Consider the following 24,055-nt stretch of genomic DNA (forward strand, 5'->3'; position numbering starts at 1 on the left):
AATCAGCACAATTTTCATATTATTATATGTTTTTTCGATTTGGAAAACCAGCACTCATTACGCAAACGTTTCACTTGAGTAATCCGTTAAGATTTGCGTTCGTTTTACGCAAATCGACTTTTATTTTGCGCAAAAACGAGCTATCATAATGAGAAAAACTCCTATCGGAGTATCTCGAGGATGAGCGACCGCGTTTAAGCGGAAGTTTTTATCGCCAATCTGAATGATCTACTTTACGCTTTATCGCTGTAAAGCACTTAAACATTCTGATGTGGTCAAATAATAATAAAAGGGGGATGTCTGATGACTTTAAAGCAAATAGCTGCTATGGCAGGCGTGTCCATCTCAACCGTATCGCGCATTTTGAATTCCCCTGACAATAGCTTTGCCACTAAAGAAGTGCGCGACAGAGTATGGATGGTTGCGAAAGAAATCGGCTATATACCGGACCAGAATGCCAGAGAACTCAAGCTTGGCAAACGTTCTTCCCGCAAGTCGTCCCCTCCTTCCATCTCGTGCATATTGGGTCGTACGAGACAATTGGAAGATGATCCATTCTTTGCGCAGATGTCTCGCGCCATCGAACAGCAAGCGCTTGATTTGGGTTATGCCATTCATCTTTCCTATTCTCTCTTCGATATCGAGACCGATGCACTGCTTGATCAGATCGAGTCATCCCATACGGACGGCGCGATCATATTGGGCCGATTCAGCAGCGACAGCATGAATTTTCTCGAGAAGCACTACAAAAATCTGGTCTATGTAGGGCGAAACGTCATTGCTGCCAACTGTGATCAGGTTATATGCGACGGATATGAAGCTACGCAAATTGCGATTATGCATCTGATTGCTAACGGACACAAACGAATTGGTTATATTGGGGAGACGTTAAACGAGGTAAGGTATGAAGCCTACCGCGATACCCTTCACAAATACGGACTTGAATGCTCGGAAACTTTGGTGAGCAACTGCCCGCAGAACGGCCCTGGCGGCTATCAGGGAGCCGAGGAGCTTTTGGCGAAAGCCTCTCCGCTTCCGACTGCCGTATTCTGTGCAACCGACATTACGGCAATTGCCGCGTTGCGACGATTTACGGAGGCAAAGATCAAGGTGCCCGAGCAGCTGTCGATTATTAGCATGGACAATATCGAGCTGTCCGGTTACGTATCTCCGATGCTGACGACTGTCGGAATGCCCATTGTCGAGATGGGGAACTGGGCAGTGCAGCTCCTAATCGATCGGATGAATAAGCGTCATAAGCTGCCAGCCAAAGTGTTGTTGCCGAACAAGTTGATTGTAAGAGAAAGCGTCGAAAATAAATCCATATAGAAAACTCCCGCCCCGAAAGCTCGTTTCGGGACAGGAGTTTTTGCAATTTTGGACGTATTTATTTAACTGCTCCCGCCGTAATTCCGCTGGCGATTTTCTTCTGGAAAATAATATAGACGATTAACACCGGAACGATCGTCATGAGAAGCGCAGCGAACAGCGGCCCCCATTCCGTGCGGTATTGCATCTCGGCCTGCATAATCCCAATTTCGATGGGCAGCGTATACTGCGTAGGATCGTTAATTAGGATGGTGCCCACGATATATTCGTTCCAGATGTTCAGGACGTTCACGATACCGACCGTGATAAGCCCCGGTTGCGACAACGGCAGCATGACGCGGAAGAACGTTCCGTAATGGGAGGCTCCGTCGATAACCGCGGCTTCCTCGAGCTCCTTCGGCAACGACTTGAAGAAGCCTACCAGCACGAACACGCCGAATGCGATGACGCTGGACGTATAGACGAAGATAAGACCGATTTTGGTATTGATCAGATTCATGGAATCCATGAGGAAAAACAACGGGATAAGCGCCAAAATAAACGGAACCATCATCGACGAAATGTAGAGTAAATACAACCCGTTGCTTCCTTTGAATTTGTACCGGGCGAGCGCATAAGCGGTCGTAGCAGACAGCAGCAAGCCGAGCAGCGTCGAGCCTCCAGTTACCACGATCGAGTTGATAAAGTACTGGTCGAAATGATACTTGTTCCAGACATAGGCGAAATTCGACCACAGCAATGGAAAATCGGGCAGCGCCCACGGCGCGTTAAGGAAAAACTGCTCGTTGTTTTTCAAAGCGTCCAGCAGCGTCCACAACAGCGGATACAGCACGGAGATGCTCCATATGACAAGAATAGCGAAGAAAATAAGTTTAACGACCGGATTTTTGATCCCCATATTCATTCTGTTGTCCCCCTTTGACCTCTAGCTCAGTTCGACCGATTCATGACGGAGCAGCCTCTGCAAGATGACCGTGGTGATCAGGGATAGAACGAGAATAAGCACCCCTATAGCCGCCGCGTAGCCGAAATGATATTGCCGGAAAGCCATCTGGTACAGGTACGAGCCCATAACATGAGTCGAATTGTCCGGTCCGCCTTCAGTCATGATCCACACGATGACGAAGGAACCGTTAAGCGTCGTCATCATGATGTTGATGATGGATACCTTCATCTGCTCCCAGATGAGAGGGACGGTGATGCTCTTGAACTGCATCCACTGACTCGCGCTTTCCAGTTGGGCCGCCTCGTAGTAGGACTCCGGGATATTCTGAATAGCCGCGATCATTAGTATCATATAGAAGCCGATACCTGCCCAGATGGCTGGAGGCAGCAGCATATAAATCGTATGCGAGGTGAAGCCGAGCCAGGCGATCGTCACCTTCTCTTCCGTGAACAGGGAGAGGAACCCGTTCAGGAAGCCGATCTGCGGGTTATAGATAAAGTTCCACAGCACGCCGATGACGACGACGGAGATGACGTTCGGGATAAAAAAGATAGACCGGAAAAAGCCTGCCAGCTTGAAATTAAAGCGTGTCAGCGCGACGGCGAAGAAGGTTGCCAGAACCATGATTCCGACGATCTTGCCCGCGACGAGAAGGTAGTCGTTGCCGATCGCTCTTAGAACGATCGGGTCTTTGAACATATTCGCGAAGTTGTCGAAGCCGATGAAATCCTTCGTATCCGACATCCCCGACCAATCGAACATCGAATAGTACAGCGCCTGAATGACCGGATAGATGGTGAAAATGAAGAAAAATACGAGAGTCGGAACGATGAACGTGGCGATGAACAAGTTGCGCTGAAGCTTTTCCGATACCGACTTCATGCGGGCCCGCCTTCCTTTCAAGTAAATTCGCGGAGGCATCCTTCAGGCTCGCGCCTTGGGTTTGCCTCCGCTTCCACGGTTTTTCAAATAGATAAGCTAGAGATAATTACTTAACCTTAGCAACGACATCGGTCACGCGCTTAACCCACTCTTCCGGCGTAATCTTGCCGATGGTCAACGCATCGGTCGCGTTTTGCATTTCCGTGTCGACGTCCGCGTTGAACGTAATCGTCGGGATGACGACCGTATTCGGATCCGTCAGATATTTCGCTGCATCCTTAACGAAGCTAGGCGCATTCGAGCTGCTGATGTCACCCTTGATGTTGGAAGGAGCGCCGCTTAGCTCAGCCCACTGAGATGCTTGAGCTTTGGAGAACACGAACTGCAGGAACGCCTTCGCCGCATCTTTGTTCTTCGCATTCTTAGCGATTGCGACAGTAGCGGTGGACGTGTTCGCGACGACTTTGCCGCCCGGCTTCTGAGTGAGCGACGGAATGAAGCCGAAGTCGAAGCCTGCCGGTACGTCCTTCGCCATTTCGTTCGGCAGCCAAAGGCCGTTGGAGATGAACGCGTCCTTGTGCTGCAGGAACATCATTTGCGAGTCGGTATGGTTGATTTGGATGGCCGCTTTGTCGATCAGACCCTTGTCGCGCATTTCCGCGATTTGGTTCAGAGCCGCGAGCACGGCCGGGCTTTGGTAAGCTTCGATCTTGTTCGCCGCCATGTCTTGCAGGATCGTGAAATCGTCGTTATTGTTCGAGACGATCGCCGGATACAGGATCGAGCCGTTGATGTAGTAAGGATATTTGCCGGTATGGATGTACGGCGTAATGCCGTCTGCCTTAATTTTCTCACTGACTTCGAGGAACGATTGGAAGTCGGTCGGTTCGGCGTAGCCCTTCTCCTTGAAGAGAGCCTTATCCCAGAAAATGCCCCACGAGTTCAGAACAAGCGGGATATTGTAGATCTTGCCGTCATATTGCTGCGGCTGTTGAGCCAGCGCGTCGAGGATCTTGTCGCCGTCGATGTTCTTGGCATCCTTCAGCCAGTCGGTCAGGTCCTCGAGCTGGCCGTCTTCGACCATCTGACGGTCGTTCAGGTTTGGACCGTCAATGTAGACGAAATCCGGCGGGTTGCCCCCGATCCAGCGCGGTTTGTTCTGCTCGTTGATTTTCGGACCGGCGCTCTCCTTGATGTTGAGATCCGGATTCGCCGCCGCGAAATCGGCGATGACCTTCTTCCACCACTTGTCGCCATAACCGCCGACGAAGTATTGAATTTCGAAATCGCCGGTCAGCTTCGTTTCGGACGAGTCGGTGCTTGGCGCTTCCGTCGCATTGTTGCTTGGCGCTTCGGTTGCATTCGTGCTCGGCGCTTCGGTTGCGCCCGTGTTATTGCTGTTGCCGTTCGAGCCGCAGCCCGCCAGCAGTCCGGTCATCATGACAGCGGCAAGGCCAAGCGCTGCCCATTTTTTGTTTGTCACCATATTGCAAAAACCCTCCCCGTATATGCTGGTTTGCGCCATGTTCGGCGCCTGTAACCATCATATCGGGGAGGGCTTCGCGTCTCTATCGAATATCTTCCAAATAATCTCTAGTATTTTCTTATTGTGCGGTTGAACGCCGCTCTGTCCGCTATTGCGTGCTACGGGTCTCCGCGAACTTCTGAAGCTGGTCGAGCGCGTCCTGCGGCGACAGGTTGTCGTAGAGGACGGCATCTCCCATTTTGCGGCTAATATCCATAACCGCTTGCCAGGCGGGCTCCTGGATTGGATAGAACTTGGCTTTGCCCAGCTCCACCAAGTACTGTTTCATCGCCGAATCGGATCGAGACAGCCTGCTTCCGACGCTAGACGTAACCGGGATAAAGCCTTCCCGAACGATCATGTCCTCGTAGTTGTTGTCATCATAGAGAAAGTCGAGAAACTTCATGAGTGCCGCCTTGTCCGTATGGTCGGTCTGGAAGGAGACCAGCACATCCTGAACCCCGAATGAAATCGGCGGCATCCCGTCTCTGACCGGGAGCGGACCGCTTCCCCAGCGCAAGCCGGGCGACTCGCGCGTCACGACGGACGCGAAGTAGTTGCCGGAGATCATCATGCCAAGCTTGCCGTCGCCCATGATCCGCTGCTTCTCGTCACGGGTCGTAACCGTCGGCTCCGAATCGGTCAGGCCTTGACCGTACAGCTCCTTGAGATAGGTCAGTCCCTGCACATTCTCGGGAGAGTTGATGACCCACTTGCCATTCTTGATCCAACCGCCGCCGGAACCGAAGAAGAAGTAAGACAAGTAAGCCTGAATCTCGTCGTCCGTCAAATCCACGCCGAAGCCGTGAGCGGCGCTCGTCTCTTTGATTTTGCGAGCGTCCTCCATCAGCTCGTTCCACGTCTTCGGCGGCGCCGAGATTCCCGCCCCTTCGAACAGCTCTTCGTTATAGTACAAGTTGCGAATCGACGCCACATACGGAAGCGCGTACTGCTTGTCCCCGATCCGATCCATCTGCATCAGATTCGGATACAGCTTGGTCCTCAGCTCCGGAGAAATAATTTCGTTCAGATCGTTCAGCTTGCCCGCATTGGCGAAATGGGCGTATACGTTCGTGATAAGCAGATCGGGAGGGCTGTTCTTGCTCAGCATCGACGTGTAGATGCCATCCAGCACGTTCCAGTTCGCGACCTGAAGATCAACGATAATTTCCGGGTTCTGAATCTCGAACTCCCGGACAAGCTTTTCCAGGAACGGCTTGCTCTCCGTGCTGTATTCCGCGGCGACGAAACGGATAACCGACTGCTTCTCCTCCTCCGTGACGATCGGCTGCGACTCCTTGTCCGAGCACGCCCCGAGCAGTGTTGCTGCCGACATTATACATACCAGCAATAACGCGCGAGCACTCCTCCGCTTCATTCCTTATCCCTCCCTCTTCATCCCGTATATCCGGGCCCTCTACCTGAATGGAAACAGCAGCTTCTGGTTTTCCGGAGAGTACATATTGTCTCTCGTCACGACGATGGAATCGATATACGTCATCCTCGGTACCGTCTTGCGGTCGATTAACTTCAGAGCCGTACGCACCCCGAGATACCCCATGTTAAAAGGCCGCTGAACGATCATGGCGCTCAGGCTGCCTTCCTCCAATAGCTTGATCTCGTAGAGCGAGCTGTCGAAGGCGATAAGCTTCACCGTATTCTGCTTGCCCGCTTCCTCCACCGCTTTGGCCGCCCCCAGAGCCGCCGGCTCGCTCAGCGCGATGATCGCGTTCATGTCCGGTTCGGAGCTAAGTAGACTGGTCGCGAGTACATAGGCGCGATCCTCATTATTGTCGCTGTAAAAGGTTCCGACGAAGCTGTTCTCGGTAGCATCGATCGCCTCGCGAATTCCCTTGACTCTCTCTGCCGATACGCTGGACGACTCGTAATCGCTCAGAACCGCCACACGCGGAGCTCCCGCCGTTTCCGCAGCGGCGACCTCTCCAGCCTGCCTGCCGGCTTCCGCGTAATTGCTGGATAACGTCACCCCGTCAAAATCCGAGCCCATCGGCATATCCATCACGACCAACTTGATGCCAGCTTCCCGGATGCGCGCAAGTACGCTCCTCACCCCGGCGTCCTCGATCGGCGCGACAACGAGCGCTTCCGGCTTCCGCATGAGGACATCCTCAAGCAGCCGAACCTGAGCCGCCGCATCGGTATCCTGCAGCGAGCCCATGACCTCGAGCCGGGCACCGCTCCCCTTGACTCCCGCCACCGCACCTTCGCGAACCGTCTGCCAGAAGTCTGAGCGCACGTTGGTGGATTTCAGCATAACCGCGATTCTCGGCTCGCTCGCCGTGCCGCCCTTATAGAGCTGGAAGTAAAAAACGGTGAATAGCGCGGTCGCCAGAACCAGCAATCCCATTCCTACCGTAAACCTCTGAAGCCGCATCAGCCCGCACCTCCCGATCCCTCAATCTTAGGGATGCGAATGGTCACGCAGGTCCCCTCTGCCAGCTCGCTTCGGATAGAGATTTCGTAGGCGTGTCCGAAGTATAATCGAATTCTTTCGTTCACGTTGCGAATGCCGATCCCCCCGTTTTTCCACTCTCCGTCCGGTGCTTCCCAGATTTTGTCCAGCTGCTCCTCCGTCATGCCAAGCCCGTCATCCTCGATCTCGAACACGATGCCGTCCGGCGCCTCCATGCCTCGGATGACGATCGTTCCGCTGTCGGGCTTATTGCGAATGCCGTGATAGATCGCGTTCTCCACAAAGGGCTGAAGCAAAATCTTAAGCGTCTTGTAGCCCAGAATCGAGTCGGAAATGTCCAACCGGTACTCGAACTTGCTTGAATATCTCATCTTCTGGATGAGCAGGTAGTTGGTAATATGCTCAAGCTCGATCCGAATCGGGACAAGCTCCTGCTCCTTCGTGATGCCCGCCCGAAACAGCTTGGCGAGAGCGGAAGTCATTTCAACGACCTCCTCGTGCTTCTTCGTCTCCGCCATCCACACGATCGAATCGAGCGTGTTGTATAGAAAATGGGGATTGATCTGCGCCTGCAGCAGCTGAAGCTCGCTCTTGCGCTTGTTCTCGTGCGTGTCGAATATTTCCTGCATCAGGTTCTTGATTTGCCCGACCATCATGTTGAACGTTCGCGCAAGCTGGCCGATCTCGTTCATCTGCGTCACTTCGGCCTGTACGTCGAAGTTGCCTTTCTCCACCTTCCGCATGTTCCGCTGCAGATTGCGAATCGGCCGCGACAGCCGGCGCGATAGCATAACGGAGATGACGAGGGAGACCGCTACGCCGCCGAGCGTGATGAACAGAAAGTTGATCAGCGTGCTCTTATAGCCAATCAGGTCTTCCGCATAGGCGACCCCGACGATTTTCCACCCGAAGCTTGTGTCCTTGACCGAATAGAAACGTTTGCCCTCTTCGTCCTCCACCTTGAACGTAGTCCCGCTTCCCGCTTGCACGACCTCGGCGATCTGCTCGGAGCGAAGGTTGCTGTAGATGAGCTGCTGCTCCGGGTGGTAGACGATATTGCCGCTGCCGTCGACAATGAATACGTAGCCTTTTTTGCCAAGGTTGATTTGACTGAGCAGATCATTAATGACGCTTAAATTCAAATCGACGAGAAAAATGCCGTCAGCCGTCATACCGTCCGAGTTCTTAAGCTCCCGGCTCAGCGAAACGACCCAGCGATATTCGTTCTGAATGATGTTCTGCACATGGGGCTCGGAGATAACCGACTTGCCGCCCTCCCTCTGCGCGTTCATGTACCAGGCTTGCTCCTCCACCTTCGCGTTCGGGTTCAGCGTCGTGATTCGGCGATCGGAGACGAACCGGCCGTTGTAGCCGAATACCATTATGGAAGCAATATCCTTGCGGGTGTAGAGAATGGATTGGAAAAGGTCCGAGATCCGCTTCTCATAAGGGCGGCGTCCTTCGTTCCCGATGAAGCTATTGCTGGAGATGTAATATTTCACGTCCTTATTCGTCATCGCGAGCAGGGAAATGTTCTCCATGTTATCGACATAGGACTGAATGTTCGTGTTCACCTGGTTGATGACTTCCTGAATATAGCCCTTCGAGTTTCTCTCGACGGCGTTGACGGAGAGCCGATAAGCGAACAGGCTCGTCGCCGCGATCGTCAGCAGGATCAGAACGGAGAACGCAAAGGCAATGCTCGATTGAATGCTTTTTAGCGGAAAAAGCGGGAATAACGGCCGGCGTTCTCGGAACATGTCAGCTTAGACTCTCCTTTGCCTGCTTCTCCCGGAAATCCCGCGGAGACGAGCCCGTATGCTTCTTGAACAGGATGCTGAAGTAATTCGGATCCGCGTAGCCTACCTGGGACGCGATCTCGTAAAATTTGAGCGAGGTGGCAAGGAGAAGCTCCTTCGCTCTCTCGAGCCGTACCCGGGTCAAGTATTCGACGAAGGTCTCTCCGGTATATTGCTTGAAGAGAAGGCTGAAATAGCTCGTGCTCATCAGCGTGTGCCGGCACAGGTGCTGAAGCGACAGCTTCTCCTCGGCATAATGATCTTCAATATATTCGGTCGCCTTGGCAATCTGATTGCTGGCGACCAGATTGCGGTTGTCCAGCGCGGACTCCGCCAACTCGCTCGCGATCACCTTCAGCCAGACCTCGATCTCGTCCAGCGTTTTGAACCGATAAATGTCCGTCAGCCATAGCTGGCGTTTCCTCAGATCCTCGGCCTCATGCGCCCCAAGCTCTTGCATGACGTTCATGAGCGTCAGAACGATTCTCTGCGTCTGCAGAAATACCGCCTCGATCGGCAGCCGCGAGCGTCTGAATGCCTCGATCAAGCACTCGATTTGGCGGCACGCCGCTTCTCCCGAGCCCGTCTTGACCGATGCGGACAGCTTGCGTTCCCAATCGGCGGGCAGGGCAGCCGGCATCGCCCGGCCTTCGCTTCCTTCCAGATCATTGATGCTGAGAATTCGGTTCTTCCCCAGCTGGAATCGATAATCCAGAGCGGATTGGGCGCTCTTGTAGGATACCGGAAGCTGCTCCGGCGACGAACAGGCTCGCCCAATGCCGATCGTCACGGTGAACTTCAGGTATCTCTCGATGTGGTGCCTTGCTTCCTCCGCCATCCCGTAGGCCCCAACGTATAGTTCATCCTCTCCATCGGCTCCGTTCAGGATGACAACAAGCCGCTCCTCCCTCGTACGGAACAGAAGCGCGTTGCTGCGGGTCGAGATGACCTCTTCGAAAATGTTATAAACGGCAAACCGAAAAAACTCCGCGTCGTGACCATCGTCCATCCATGCGTCGCGTTCGCCGAAGTCGTCAATGTCCGCCAGCATAACGATGAACGGAGGCTTCAGCGCAGGCAACCCAAAAAACGCGAATTGCCCCTCGATCTCCTGCCTTCCAAGACCAAGCACGACAAGCCTCTCCAAGAAGCGTTCCCGAAGCAGCGGCAAGCTCAGATGGAGCTGGCTGCGCAGCCGGCCGAGATCCTCGCGCCGCTTCGTCTCCTCGTCCATCTCCTGCCGGACTTTGCCCAGCAGCGCTCTCATATCTTTCGCGGTGATCGGCTTCAGAATGAAGTCCGACACCTTGAGCCGAATCGCTTGCTGCGCATACTCGAACTGATCGTATCCGGTCAGAATGATCATTTTGATATATGGATAATTGGCCGTGACCAGCCCCGCCAGCTCCAGCCCGTCCATAAGCGGCATGCTGATGTCCGAGATAATCAGATCCGGCTTGAAGGCTTCGATCGCTTCCCATGCGTCTCTACCATTCTCGTAATCCCCGATCAGCGCGAAGCCGTGCTCTTCCCACTCGATCGTTTGCTTAAGTCCGTCCCTGACTACCAATTCGTCGTCCACGATCATTACTTTGTACATGGGCTATTCCTCCGCAGGATCGATGTCAATATCACTTTCATCATAACTGATGCCCTCGGAGGGGGTAGGGGGAAAATTATCTTATGGAAAGGGTATTAATCTCTACCTTATCAAGGCCAATCCAGTAGATTGTAAGTCTCGGTAACAAATATCCAATCATCGAAAGTCTATTGCGCATAAAATACCAAAAATAATATGAATAGAAAAGGAAAGTGATCCGAAGTGAAGCGAATGAAAAAGGCACGTACTACCGCGATTCTTCCTACTGAAACTGAAGCTTTGAATGGTTCCACTATACCAGAATCTTCTCCCGCTACGCCTTCCTCAGACAATGAGTTTGCCATGCCAAATCGATTAGGTGGATTCGATGGAATCATGTCCTTGATGGGAAATGCCCAAAAATTTTTCAGCATCTTTCAGCAGATGCAGCCAATGATCAAAATGGCCGGCTCTTTTTTTGGACCAAAAGCGTTCCTATCCAGTCTACCTAATGAAAAGGTTAAAACGAAAAATAAAAAATCCGCAAAAGGATCGCGAGCAACCTCACATTCGCGCAAGAAAACAAAGTAAAACGAAAGTAAAAAGGGTTACCCTAAAGCCGTTTGTTCCAACGGCCCCAGGGTAACCCTTCATTTGTTCATCTATTTATTCAGTTGCTCCAACATTCTCATTAGTACGGTTACGGCTTCCGCTCTGTTCGTTTTTGCATCGGAGTTGAATTTATTTGCTCCTGAACCTACCATAATGCCAATCTTCTCAATGGCCGCTACTGCGCCCTTCGCCCATGACGGGATGGTCTTGTCGTCTGCGAAGCCGGTTACGGCATTCTCATCGATAGATAGTTTCAGCGTTCTTGCAACCATGACTGCCATTTCACTGCGAGTAATCGTTGCATCCGGACGGAAGGTACCATCGTCATAACCGTTAATAATGTCTAGTTGGACGGCTTCCGAGATCGCCTTCTTTGACCAGTCTCCGATATTAGCCGCATCGGTGAACGTCAATGCCGCTCCATCTCCGGCCCGCTTCAACGAATTCATCAGCATGACCGCGAACTCCGCACGAGTCACCGTGGAATCCGGCTTAAAAGTACCATCTGGATAACCCGTAACGATTCCGCTGCTAACCGCTTGCTTGATGTTCGACTCAGCCCAGTGTCCCTTAATATCATTGAAGTTAACGATCTCTTTGACAGGCTCACCCGTGGCCATGACAGCGAACTTCGTAAAGTGATCAACCTCTACGGAAATATGATTGCCGTCGACGACACCCCCGACTTTCACCCATACTTTCTTCGTTTCGTCATAGTAGAACACCGCCGGCTTTTGATCATTTTTTAATAGTGCGGGATCGAATACAAAGGTCAAAGTTACCGGCTTGCTGAAATTGCCCGATACGTTTTTCAGAATCTCAAAGATCGGGCTTGCCAGTACTTCATCAAGTGTTAGAAGCTCCTTCGTGTCCAGCACTTTGGTGATCGTTACTCGCAATTCTTGGTTTGATGCGCCTACCGGAATGGAGACCTTCACAGCACCATCCAAACTAACCTCGCCTTTGGTTCCGATTGGAAGCGTCAATGTACCGTCAGTGGAGATGATAGGCGCTTGGATGGTGGGATTGCTTCCGCCACCCGATGGCCCGGCAGGTGCTGCTTTTACGGCGATCCTTGCTGATCCAGATTTGCTTGTATCGAAGGTTGATGTTGCCGTAACGACATAGTTGCCTGGCACCGCGTTTGCGGCAACCGTTACGATACCATTCGCGTCAACGGTTACATTCGTGGTATCGCTGCTTGTCCAAGTTACGGTTCGCGGTGCTCCTCCCACTACTGATACGGCAGCTGTCAGTTGCTGATTCGCTCCCTGAACGACTGTAGCTGTTGCCGGACTTACCGTTACGCTTGTCACGGATCCTACATTCAACTTCGTCGTTGCCAGAGAAGCCAGAGCACTAGTCGTTGCCGCTGTTCGAACTTGCAGATTGTCATTCGGAAATACCGATACGTCAATCGTTGCCGTTCCCGCTTCAATCATGGGTGTCACGGCTTGCCAGGTTGTGCCGCCATCCCTGCTGTATTCCATCGTTAGGTTAGCACCTACAAGCTTCACGGCAGCCTGCCCACCGGACAAATTCGCGGATACGCCGCTCGGCGCTCCCGCTGCAGTCGCTACGTGAATCGCCGTTGTGGCAGCGCTAGCCAATTCGCCCGCGGTCGCTTTTACGCGTACTATTACCGCTTCTCCGCCAACAAAAGCGTGTGACGTGTGAGACGCCGTTGCATTCGCCCAGGTTGCGCCGTTGTTCGTGCTATATTCCTGCAGCGCGGTAGTTCCCGTTATTTGATTAGCCGACACGTCTACTCCTATGCCTCCCGGCGCACCTGCCGCACTAGCGATATACGCCACGAGGCGATAATTCGTCGGTTGATTCGTTTCGCGAACGTATAAATTCCCGGCCGCAAACATGATAGCTGTATCCGCATGACTTGCGTTCAACCATGTTCCATCCGTTCCGTCCGTTGAATCCAGGCTATATTCCATAGCCGCCGACGTACCGGTGATTTTTCCGCCTAATACGTCAATGCCCACGCCGGATAAGTTAAGAATCACCTTAACCGTTGCCGTTCCTTTTTGGCTAGCATCCGCGGTTGACGTTGCCGTAATGACGTAGTCGCCTGTCGCTGCATCCGAGGCAACCGTCACCAAGCCGTCCGCATCAACGAATACATTCGAATTATCGCTGCTTGTCCAGGTTATGTCTTGAGCTGCTCCGCCCGCCGTTACCACTACGGCAGCCAACTGATTCGTATCTCCAGTGGCCACGACCGAAGTAGCCGGACTTACGCTTACGCGGATTACGGCTGACGGTACCGCAGCCTTCAGGTAAGGAAAGCCGTTATTATAGGAAGGATCCATCCCCCACGCCCCTGTACCGTCTGAAAAATCAAATCCGACATACGAATAATGCTGCTTCATGGCTTCGGTTGAAACGTACGTACCAAGACCATTGTCGACAGGAATGTCGTAATAGCTGCTGTTGATTGTCGATCTAACCTCAGCACCTACTAAGCCGCCCATCCCCCAGCCATCGGCTACGCTCCCCGTTGCGTAGCTGGTAATAATGTAGCCCTGATTCATGCCAACCAAACCGCCTATCGTGTCGTTTCCTCTCCCGCTTCCCGATGCATAGCTGTCTTTGATCATCCCATTCCCATAGTTCCAGCCAACCAAGCCCCCGATGTAGCTGCCTCCCGACATTCTCCCCTGAGCGTGGCTCCTGCTGATACTTCCATCATTTGAACCCACGAGTCCGCCGGCACCGCGTAAAGTGGCTTCAACATTGGCTGCGGCATAGCTGTTGCTGATCGGAGCGTAATTGAAATTAAAACCGACCAATCCGCCTACGCTGCTTACGCCGTTAACGGTTCCCGTGACGCTGCTGTTGCTAATAACGCCTTCGTTAGATCCAACCAATCCGCCTACATTCGTATTCGCGTTAATCGAGACGTCTTCCAGATTCATATTTGTAAGAACGGCATACATGCTGGTACTGCCGAATAAACCGACGACATTACGGCTGGGCATGTTAATCGTTAAATTGCTGATCGTATAGCCGTTCCCGTCCAAAGAACCTTCGAAAATCTGCGTATTCGGATCGCCAATCGGCATCCAGCCCTCGCCCGAGGAGTAGCCGCTCAAATCAATATCTTCTTGCAGCTTATAATAAACGCCAATCCCCATGTCTTCCCTGATATTAAAGAGCTGTTCTGCGGTTGCAATCTCATAAGGACTGCTTTCCGTCCCCTCTCCGAATCGAATACTTTCGATCACCAGGGTCTGATCATAAGGAACCGCGAAGCTGTCCGCGAATGCCTCGGCATCGATTCGGATGATGTTCTCCGATCCGGCTAACGCATGCTCGAAGCGAATGGAGAACGAGCTCGTCGAAGCTGCAGACGTTACATTCGAGACGATATCGTTCGTACCCAGCGGCGAAAAGGTTTCTTCCCCTGTCTTCTGCACCGTAATTTTGCTTCTCAAATCTTCTATCGTGCCCGCTTGTGCCGCATAAACGCTAAACGTAACCGTAACGGTCCGATGATCTCCGCTGCCGTTTGCGGTCACTCCGCTATCCAGCTGCAAGTCGCGAATCTCGCAAGTTTTCACGGTGCCAACCGCGGGATCCGTTACGGATAACCCCGTCCCCGAACAAGTCACGTCGCCGGTAATGATTTTCGTCACATATCGGGTATCCGCTCCGAATCGCAGCTCTTTCGTCCCGGAAGGGGAACATGTTCCTCCTTCATCCGCGCAGTGCGTCCAATCGCTGCCGGCGTCTGCCGACGCAGGCAATGCCAATGAAGACGATATTAAAGAAAATACCATCAATCCTAATAGGATTCGAACCGTAAATCCTTTTATCAACACTTGCGGAGAACCGAATAATCTCTTCATAAACATCATTTCCCTATCGCTCCTCATCTGTTCTACTAGATAGATTTATTATAAAGACCTCCAATGAAAGAATAATAAAAGAATAGTAAGAGAAACGAAGAAGAAGCCAGGGAGCTCTCCCTGGCTTCTTCTCTCTATTCCTTAGTGTGAATGCGTATAGATTCCATACAAGATAACCGCTGCTTCTGCGCGAGTCAGGTTGCCCTTCGGATTCAAGGTGTTGTTGCTGTTTCCTTGGAGTAAACCGACGTTAAGCAGATAAGCCAAGCCTTCTCTTGCATAGGACGCTGACTGCGCACCGTCCTTGAAATCGTTGATTGACTTGGACGATACTTGCGGCAGCTTGTTCTGCCATAGATCAAGTGCACGCTTAATGATTGCGGCAACATCTTCTCTGCTGATTTCCGTATCAGGCAAGAATTTGTTCCCGCCAACGCCTGCGACAATGCCAAGTGCGCGGCCGATTCCAAGCTCTTTGTAATATGGCGAGCTTGCATCCACATCAGCAAAGTTGTCCGTGAATGCAGCGTCCAGCTCAAGGAGTCTGATCAATTGCGCGAGGAATTCCCCTCTGCTGATTGCAGTCTTTGGCTCAAAGGTCGTTTCTGACGTCCCCTGGGCTATGCCTCTAGCCGCCAACGCTTCGATTGCCTTGGCTGCCCAAGCTACACGCGACAAGTCGCTGAACTTAGGCGCTGCATATACGACTGCATACTGGCTAAAGTGCGAAGTTCGGAACACGATTTGGCCCGTTTCGTTGTCATATCTGCCGTTAGGAACAGGAGTTGCATTGCCTTCGCCGTCTACGTACCAGACGACAAGCTGATCGGCATTTTGTTGCTCCGATGCCGTCGGTGTATACGGTACCATGATTGTAACCGGCGCTTCGGTATTGCTCCAAGCGACTACTTTGTTGTCGAACATGACCAACAGATCCAATGCCGGATGATCGCCGATCTCATCGATAAGCTGTTGATTCCATCCGCTCGTATCCGCTTGGCGAACAACGATGGTTACGGTTTGGCCGGCGCCTTGCAATTGAGCTGCGCTCAACATCGCGCTCGACACGACAACCGAGCCAAACGGTGTTTCGATAACGACCGAGCTAACCGTGTCTCCCTTGAACCAGGAGGTCGGAATCCCTAATGCGTAACCCTTCGCATTCTCGATTCCGGATAATTTTACTTTAATCTGTTTTGAATCTCCAGTTGCCCGTCCGAATGCATTTTCAATCTCGGTTTGGGACAAGTTGGATTGTGCAATTTGGGACGAATCATTCATCGTTGGCGCCGTGCTAACCGTTACGTTTCCGTTACTATCTACGCTAATTGTAGATGACGGTATCGATCCATTGCCTGAATTGCTCGGATTTTTCGGAATAGCGGTATACTGCGCTACAACGTTCAAATCCGACCTCACATTCGTGAATGCGACGCTCCATCCCGTGAAATTGTAACCTGTGCGCGACGGCTGCGCCGGTGCGGTTGCATCCTGTCCATGATTCACCGTTTCCGTCTTCAGGACCGTTCCATTCCAATCCTTGAACGTGACGGTATAGGACACGGCGATCGCATCGAGCTGGTTCTGAAGATTGGTCTTCACTGCGCCGTCCGCCATAATAGCGACAAAGTTGCGAGCCATAGCGATATCGGCAGCCAATTCAGAAGCGACAGCCTTATCAACGGCAGCCGTTGCCGATGCTTCAAGCTTTTCATTGTATTCGCCTGCGTTTAACAAGTATAAATCCGTAAACAAACTTGAATTCTTTAAGTGTCCGCTTACAACTTCATATGTCGATCTGGAACCATCCGATTCATTCGAGCCGTCCGATTCATTGAACATCGTCGATATTCCGATTCTTCCGTTCGCGAGCTCCGATGCAGCATTGATATGCACCGTATTAAACGGAATTTTCAGATCGTAAATCGTCGTTTTCGCAGCTTCATCTCTCGTAACCTTTGCCACGATATCCGTTACCGGAGCAGTCGGCGCATTGCCGCCTGTAGGACGAGTCCAAGGGAATACGACCACTTGGTTGTCATTGGTGAGCGTGAAGCCCAATTCATTCCGCAGCGTACTGTTGTTTACAGGGTTGCGTAAATCAATGCCTAACTGCAAGCTGTCCTCTCTCCAAATATTCACGCCGGACTGGTTATTGTAGTGCACATCGTCTGTAACGACAATATACGCATATAGATTGCTGTCGTCCCATGTGAAATGCGATTCTGCGCTGAGGTCTTGCGGACCATCCCACGTCCCCATCGTTAGATAATCTTCGGTATCCATTACGAATGCCGGAGTTGCGGCACTCTTCGCCGGATTTTCCGAGCCGACAGAGCTTACCTTTTCAGCGTAAGCCGCATCATATTTGGCCGTATAGGTGTATGATTTTCCGTCTTCGAGTTGAAGCTTGAATGTCATTAGACCTGCAACATAATACGGTAAATCTACGGTTACGGATTCGCCTGCCGCAAGCGACTCAAATGCGACTGGCGTGAAATCTTCCCCATAAGCCGCCGGTGAAACAATGGACAATGTTCCAGGCGCAGAGGATCTTCCTCCGACATTATACTTGAAGCTGATTTGTTGTTGGTCGCCGTTGTCGGTTAGGTTGAATACAAACGGTTCCGCCATCAAATCCGCGCCGTAAATGCCGTACGGATTACCCGCCGGGGTGCTGTTTCTGAGCCCGGATGCGTAATAGTTGTTGCTAAGCTCTATCGCTGTCCCGCCTTCGCGCAACATGGCATACACATTATTATTCTGGCCATCCTTGGACGGCTGGAAGTAAGAGGAGTATACATGCGCCGTTCCGGCGGTGACATCTATACCCGGATTGTTGCCAGGCAGCTGAGTGAAGTTTGCTTGCTGGAAACGAACGATACCGTTATTTACGATCGCTCCCGCTACCGTCGGGCTTCCCCAGAACGCGCTGTTGTATAGGACAAGTTCAGCGTTAGGGTGGATTTTGGCGGTATTCGCAACATCGCCCATTCTGACATAGGCTCTGTTCGGCTCCGTCGCGATGTTCGTATTAACCAATTCCGAGTTGATCGCGATGATCTTGGTGTGTTCGTCCGCGTCTTCCACATAGAGAGCGTAAGTGGTTCCGTCCGAACCGTGACCGATCATCGTCATCTTGCCTGGGTAAGCGAATTCGCCGTTCCCCAAATCTCGTTTCAGGAAGTGTACGCCGTACACCGAACCGAATACGAAATTGTTGAAAATCGTCTGGTCTTCCACATCAGAGAATTTGAGAGCACTCATATATCTTTGTACGAATCCGTACAAATCGCCGGAAGGTGCCGTATAGCCTTGACCTCCTGGAAGTCTCAACGCGTAATGCGGATTGAATTGCATATTTCTAATAAATCCGCCTTCCGCGCCTCCTCCGACCCAGATGCCTGCTCTGAGGAGCGTGCCGCCTAAATAATCGACATAGTGACCGTCGGTGCGATAGGAAGCAAGGTCTATGCCTTTATCCCCAATAGGGATCGTTAAGTTGATGGCATATACGCCTGCGCCTTGTCCCTGTACCAAGAACGGAGCTTTTAACGTCTGGTTAGGGTCAGCTAGGTTGACGCTGGTTATATTCGCTTGCGTGATGTTAAGTCCTCTGAGACCTGCGTTTGCCTTCAGCTGAATAAGAGAAGGTCCGTTTTCTCCCTGAGCGCCACCGGTGTAAGCTGTAAATATTGCCGTGCCGCCGCCTTGCGTATGATGCTGTACGTCCCATGTTCCTCTGAGCTCAACACCCTCGGGAACGATAACAGGATTATTCAGCCTGTATCTTCCGCCTGGCAGATAGATCGTGCCGCCGCCGTAATTATCTTTAATATAATCTAGAGCTTCTTGCAGTCTTGCCGATATATCCACGGTCGGAGCGTTGCCTGTTAACGAGCGCGGGAAGTCAAGTCTAAGCACTGCGTCCGATGTCGGTCTCGGGTGTACGTCAATATCCGTTTTTACGTCTTTCGGAATCGGTTCAAACAGATAATCAACGTTATTCACGATCTGTACGGTCGTGTTGCTACCGTCAGCCTTAACGTCAAGATTAAGATTATCGATGTGCTCGGCAAGGTCAGCACTCTCGATGTTAAGGTTATAACCGGAATTGACCGATTTGAACGTCCCGAAGTTGGCTCCGAGATTGACATGTTTGTCTGCCTGTTTGAAGTTGCTCTGACTGACTAGTGCGTTGCCTCGATTAAGGAGGTTCAACGCGTAATTGTCATATTCGTCGAACGTGCTATCCTCGAACGATATAACTCCGCCTCTGGCGTTGCTTACAATCGGGCCTTTGAAGTCAACACCGTTGAATTGAACAGATGTGTTGAAACGCTCGTCGAACTGTACGGCAGTATCGCCGCCGAATTCCGAATTCGAGATCAGCAGACCGAAACCGTTGACGTTGTCGATATACATGCCTGTTTCACTGTCTTCGATTTTCAATCCGTAGAACTGCGCGTTCGGAGCTTCGTCGCCGCCCGGTTCTCTTCCGATCCACATCCCCGTTTTGTATCCGGAAATGTTCAATCCCGATACGTACTCCCAGTCCGAACGGTGCATCATGAATCCGGTAGCATTCGCTCTTGTGTACGCTCTCGCGTCCGCTAGGGACGGTGCGCCGTCAAGTCCCGAATTCGCCCAGTATTTCGGGTTCATGTTAACGTTCTCGATCCGTCCGATGTCCGTACAAGTGTGAATCACGACGCCCTTGTAGAGAGCCGTCATCTTGCTGTTCAGAACATAATGCATCTCGCTCGGCAGAGAGATGAAGCCTCCCCATGCGTTGACCAGAGTCACGTTATCCAGCGTCACGCTGTTCCCGGTTCTCTGATAGAACGTCCACGGATACGGAATTCCTTTGATGTCCTCAAATTCCCCTGTCTTCTGACCGTCTGCGTTCCTCTTCTCAACAGTCGTCGTAGCAGTAATATCCTGATTCGGATACCATACGGAAAGGTTCGTTACGCCCGTGCCTTGTTCCATGTCTATGAATCTATCGGACACGTTAGCTACTTTTTTGCCGCCTGTCTGATTTTCACGCTCGTCAGAGTCAACATACGTGTCATAATTGGCGGAATTATGTCCGGCATAGACGGCGAGAATGGTCCCGTCGATTTGACCGTCGTAATCCTCCGCATCCGGGTTATCCCATTCGCCACGGAGCTGTACGCCTGCCCGCAAATTCAATACTTGCTTATATTCGTAAGTTGTATTGCCGGTCGTGCTTTTAACGCTTATCGTGCCGGTCGTTTCCGTATAGAACGCATAGGTTCCCGCCGGAATATAGACGACGCCGCCGCCGTCATTATAAGCCGCGTCAATCGCCGCTTGGAAGGCCTCTCTGTTATCGAAATCAACTAAGCCTTCCGTTTCTGCCATCTCTACGGATTTCGCACCGAAAGCAATGACATTAAAGTCGGATATTGCCCAATCCTTCGCGTCGTTTTCCTGAGCGATTGCCTCTCTCATGTGTTTGGCGTAATCATAGCGATTCGGAACGGTCAACGCAAAAGATTTCGTCTGGGTTACAGGAGCAGCTACCGGACCTCTCTTAATCGTCGCCGTAAGCGTTACCGTACCGCCGCCGTCCGGACGGTTCGTCGGTATGACGCCTGCAGCGGTGATGAGGTTAGCAGCGGATGTCGCCCATGTAATATCCGTCATATTGTCGCCCATGGACGGAAGAACCAAGTTCGTTGTTACATTATCCTCGGAAGCATTCACGCCTTTGATTAAATCCCATGTCAGCTTGTTCACCATCGCATTCACCGCATCCACGTCGGTTCCGGTACCTGTTCCGCGAACGACGATCGTAAACGTTTTTACAACCGGTGCGGCCGTACCTTTGCTGATAGTCGCCGTGAGGGTTACAGCTTCATTGGCTTGTTGACGAGCTACTGCGCCGGTTTCGCTGTTAATGACCGTCTCATTAGTAGATGTCCACGCAATGTGCGTTCTCGCCGAACCCGCCTCGGCAAGCGTCAAATCCGTTTCAACCAGATCTTGTCTCGTATTGGCGCCCTTGATCGCGTCCCAAGTCAGCGCTTCCGAAGCAAGCTGGACCGCTTGTTCATCCGTTGGAGGAATTTCGGTTATGCGTATGCTCTGAATGATGGCTCCGGCCGTACCGATACGGAGGTGCGCGCCTTGATTCTGCGCTCCGATCGCAAAGTTAGCTCCGTTAAGCGCAACTTTGGACGTTACCCAAGCGTTGCCGCTTCCTGTCGCCGGGATACTTGCTGATCGATACGCATCAAACCCGGAGAAGTTGCCGGCATAGATGGTGTTATACTGCAACGAAATACCGCTGGCTGCGCTCGGTCTCCAGTATTTGACCTCTAATTCGACCATGTTGGCCAGCTTAAGCTGAGGGTCGTCTGCAATGACGTATATAAAGCTGCCAACCTTCACAGCATTAACACCGTCTTGCGTTACTCGTTCAACCGCGCTGCCGTCACCGGTGAGGCTAATGCCTATGCCGTCGCCTTGAAGGCCAGGATACGGACCCGCCGGATCTCCGCCGTCGCCGAATCCGCTTCCAATTTCATCAACTTCAGCAAAGGTTGCAGCATTATTGAAGTCAATGAACACTTCGGCAAGCTCGTTGCTCGTACTGGCTACTGTCAGAACGAAAGCTTTAGTAACCGGTGCTGCAGCACCTTTGGTAATGGTCGCCGTAAGCGTTACGGCTTGATCCTCGTCAGCGTCACGCGTTACACTGCCGGTTGTCGTATCAATGATGCCTGTCGGTGCAGCCGACCATGCGATAGCCGTTCCGTTCGCACCTGTTGTCGGCAGCGTCAACGCCGTTCTTACTTCGGATTGAATCGCATTCGAATTTCTGATCGTGTCCCAAGTCAGCTTCGTTTTCGCATCCGCTATCGCTTGATCGTCGTCCAGATGCTCCACTTTCACTCTCGTATGGGTTCCTGCAAAAGGATATTGCGTATTTTGAGCCGTACGCGCGAAAGTGTAGTAAGTGTTGCCTGCGGGTTTGGTGAATGCCGCGGAATACACGCCTGCACTTAGCGTCCCCGTCGTCCAATCGCCGACTGCAGGAGCGCTGCCGGTGGTGTTGATCGCGAACTGCACAGCCTGACCGTTCGCCGGCGCTGCTGACGATACCGTAACGTTATTCGATACCTCAACAGATGCAGGGATAGGTCTCGGCGAATCCACGTTATTCTGGAAACGCGGGTTCTTCACATAGATGTCGCCTTGAGGCACGGCAGCCCATTGCATTTGCAACCGCCCTGACTCCACCGTGTTCAAAGTAACGGGATTGAAGCCATTCGGAGAATTGGCCGTCGATAATTGCGCATAGACCGTCATCCATTCATTGACATGTCCGTTTCTCATTTCGCTGACATTCAGGTTAAGACGCGAATTGGTATCCAGATTGTTACCGCCGGATGCGATAGCGACCCAGTTATTGCCGCTGAAATTCAGCAGGTCCGCATGCGTAACGAACATATCAAATACCAAATATTGATTCGCGTAACCTAATAAATCCTGGTTGCCGCCGCTATTAATAAAGCGGGCATCCCAGAGCCGCTCAGCGCCAGCGCCGATTTTCCCAGCGCCTAGCTTAACCGCGTTATTACCGTCCGGCGCAACCGCGTTGTTCGTTCCCTCTTCGATATTAGGGAAATACGTCGCAGCCTGAGCGTTTACCGCCGCCGGCACGGCTTTCACCGTCACAGTTATCGTTTTCGTAGCACTTGCAGTACCCTTGGTTATTGTCGCCGTGAGTACTACGGTTTTGTCTGCTTCTCTATTCAATAGACGATTTACGCTTCCTGTGTTGCTAATAGCCGCATTGTCCGAAGACCATGCTACGTTCGTTGTTCCGATAGCTGTCGGAAGGATAAGCTGTGATTTGACATCGGTATTCGAAGTATTGCTGCCTTTAATCGTATCCCATGTCAGAGACGCCGCCGCGTCATCTACCAATGTTTGTTCGTCAATAGACGTTACCGTAATTCTGGAAGATGGACCGATGAAGTTATTATTGCTGTCAGCTTTCGCGCGAGCGAATACATAGTAGGTATCTGCTGTAGGCAATGAGGCGAATTGATGCGTATACACGTCATCGATATTAACGCCATCCACCCAACCGGATGCTGGAGCGATTCCATCTTCGCTAATTGCGAATTCCACAGCTTGGCCGCTAGCAGGTGCGTCCGCCGTTACGGTTCGCGTTGCTACGTCAAGCGAGGGAACCGTTGAAGGCGAACTCGGAACGCCTAACGCGCTTTTCTGGAAACGCGGGTTTTTGATGAAAACAGGGGTGCTAGGGACACTCGTCTCCCATTGCAGATGCATGGCCAATCTGTTTACTTGGTTTAGCCAGGCGTCATTGAAGCTGCCGGCTACGGTGCTTGACGAAGATAACTTCGTATAGACCGTCGCCCAAGTGCCCACCTCTCCGTTCGTGACACCACTTATATCAAGCTGGAGACGAGAATTGGTGTTAAAGTCATTATTACCGTCGCTCACGATGACGAGCCAGTTGTTTCCTTGCATATTTTTGAAGCTCGCACTCGGAATATACATCTCGAACGCAAGGTAGCCGTCTTTGTAGGCGGATACATCTCTTAGAGGCGCCACATTCGGCGTGAAGAGGTTATCCCAAGGTCCTCCGGCCTTCGAGGTTCCGGTGTTTAAGCTCCACGCTGTCTGTCCGTCCGGCGCAACGGTTTCTGTCGCCGTATTTCCATCCGCGCCCGCATTTACGGTCAAGAGAGTTAAGTCATCTCCCCATGCCGCACTGACCGTTCTAGGCGGAGAAAACAAAGTAAGTAGCATCGCTGTCACAAGTAAAGATGCTAATAACCGTCTTTTTATCATGCTTAAATTTCCTCCATGCATAAAGTAATTAGGTTTTGAAGAGATCCCATAACTCTAACCTCTATACGATTAGCGCAACAATTCATAATGATTGAACCCCTCATGTGTGGCCTGTCAACACTTTCCCGCTTGTATGCCCGCCGCCACCGCATCACCTCTACTCTTCCGTATGTAAAATATTTAAAAAAGCGCATCCGTCCACAACCGATCCGATGTTAGCGTTTTCA

At 51.9% G+C, this 24,055-nt stretch carries 11 protein-coding genes; 2 read left to right on the top strand and 9 right to left on the bottom strand.

Translation table 11 applies throughout. The features are described 5' to 3' along the window. The first annotated feature begins 303 nt into the window (after window positions 1-303). Window positions 304-1,329 (top strand): LacI family DNA-binding transcriptional regulator, encoded by a 1,026-nt coding sequence (locus AC0YN0_RS27925; protein ID WP_475824223.1) that lies wholly within the window; start codon window positions 304-306, stop codon window positions 1,327-1,329. Between the two features lie 58 nt (window positions 1,330-1,387). Here the strand turns inward: AC0YN0_RS27925 and AC0YN0_RS27930 are convergent, their stop codons facing one another. The 7 genes from AC0YN0_RS27930 to AC0YN0_RS27960 all read right to left on the bottom strand — a co-directional run bounded on the left by AC0YN0_RS27930 (window position 1,388) and on the right by AC0YN0_RS27960 (window position 10,515). Then, window positions 1,388-2,233 (bottom strand): carbohydrate ABC transporter permease, encoded by an 846-nt coding sequence (locus AC0YN0_RS27930; RefSeq protein ID WP_475824224.1) that lies wholly within the window; start codon window positions 2,231-2,233, stop codon window positions 1,388-1,390. Between the two features lie 21 nt (window positions 2,234-2,254). Then, on the bottom strand, window positions 2,255-3,157 hold the full coding sequence (locus tag AC0YN0_RS27935) for a carbohydrate ABC transporter permease (RefSeq protein WP_475824225.1): 903 nt from the start codon (window positions 3,155-3,157) through the stop codon (window positions 2,255-2,257). A 106-nt stretch (window positions 3,158-3,263) separates the two neighbouring features. Next, window positions 3,264-4,643 (bottom strand): ABC transporter substrate-binding protein, encoded by a 1,380-nt coding sequence (locus AC0YN0_RS27940; RefSeq protein ID WP_475824226.1) that lies wholly within the window; start codon window positions 4,641-4,643, stop codon window positions 3,264-3,266. A gap of 148 nt (window positions 4,644-4,791) precedes the next feature. Then, a complete protein-coding gene (locus AC0YN0_RS27945) occupies window positions 4,792-6,060 on the bottom strand; it encodes an ABC transporter substrate-binding protein (protein WP_475824227.1) in 1,269 nt (422 codons plus the stop codon). 39 nt (window positions 6,061-6,099) lie between these two features. Beyond that, complete coding sequence (locus AC0YN0_RS27950; RefSeq protein ID WP_475824228.1) at window positions 6,100-7,077, bottom strand: substrate-binding domain-containing protein; 978 nt, start codon at window positions 7,075-7,077, stop codon at window positions 6,100-6,102. After that, window positions 7,077-8,876 (bottom strand): cache domain-containing sensor histidine kinase, encoded by a 1,800-nt coding sequence (locus tag AC0YN0_RS27955; RefSeq protein WP_475824229.1) that lies wholly within the window; start codon window positions 8,874-8,876, stop codon window positions 7,077-7,079. Before AC0YN0_RS27955 ends, AC0YN0_RS27950 begins: the two co-directional genes overlap by 1 nt. Before the next feature lies 1 nt (window position 8,877). Further along, window positions 8,878-10,515: a response regulator gene (locus AC0YN0_RS27960; RefSeq protein ID WP_475824230.1), complete on the bottom strand. Its 1,638-nt coding sequence runs from the start codon at window positions 10,513-10,515 to the stop codon at window positions 8,878-8,880. Window positions 10,516-10,746: 231 nt separating this feature from the next. Between AC0YN0_RS27960 and AC0YN0_RS27965 the strand changes: the two genes are divergently transcribed. Further along, window positions 10,747-11,085, top strand: coding sequence for a hypothetical protein (locus tag AC0YN0_RS27965; protein ID WP_475824231.1), 339 nt, complete (start codon window positions 10,747-10,749; stop codon window positions 11,083-11,085). A 71-nt stretch (window positions 11,086-11,156) separates the two neighbouring features. Here AC0YN0_RS27965 and AC0YN0_RS27970 read toward each other — a convergent pair whose 3' ends face one another. Both AC0YN0_RS27970 and AC0YN0_RS27975 read right to left on the bottom strand, forming a co-directional pair. Continuing rightward, the gene (locus tag AC0YN0_RS27970; protein WP_475824232.1) at window positions 11,157-14,978 is read right to left on the bottom strand and encodes an S-layer homology domain-containing protein; all 3,822 of its coding nucleotides are present in this window, start codon (window positions 14,976-14,978) and stop codon (window positions 11,157-11,159) included. Window positions 14,979-15,110: 132 nt separating this feature from the next. Next, window positions 15,111-23,828 (bottom strand): immunoglobulin-like domain-containing protein, encoded by an 8,718-nt coding sequence (locus tag AC0YN0_RS27975; protein ID WP_475824233.1) that lies wholly within the window; start codon window positions 23,826-23,828, stop codon window positions 15,111-15,113. Window positions 23,829-24,055 lie beyond the last annotated feature (227 nt).

This window comes from Paenibacillus sp. J22P218 (assembly GCF_056269195.1).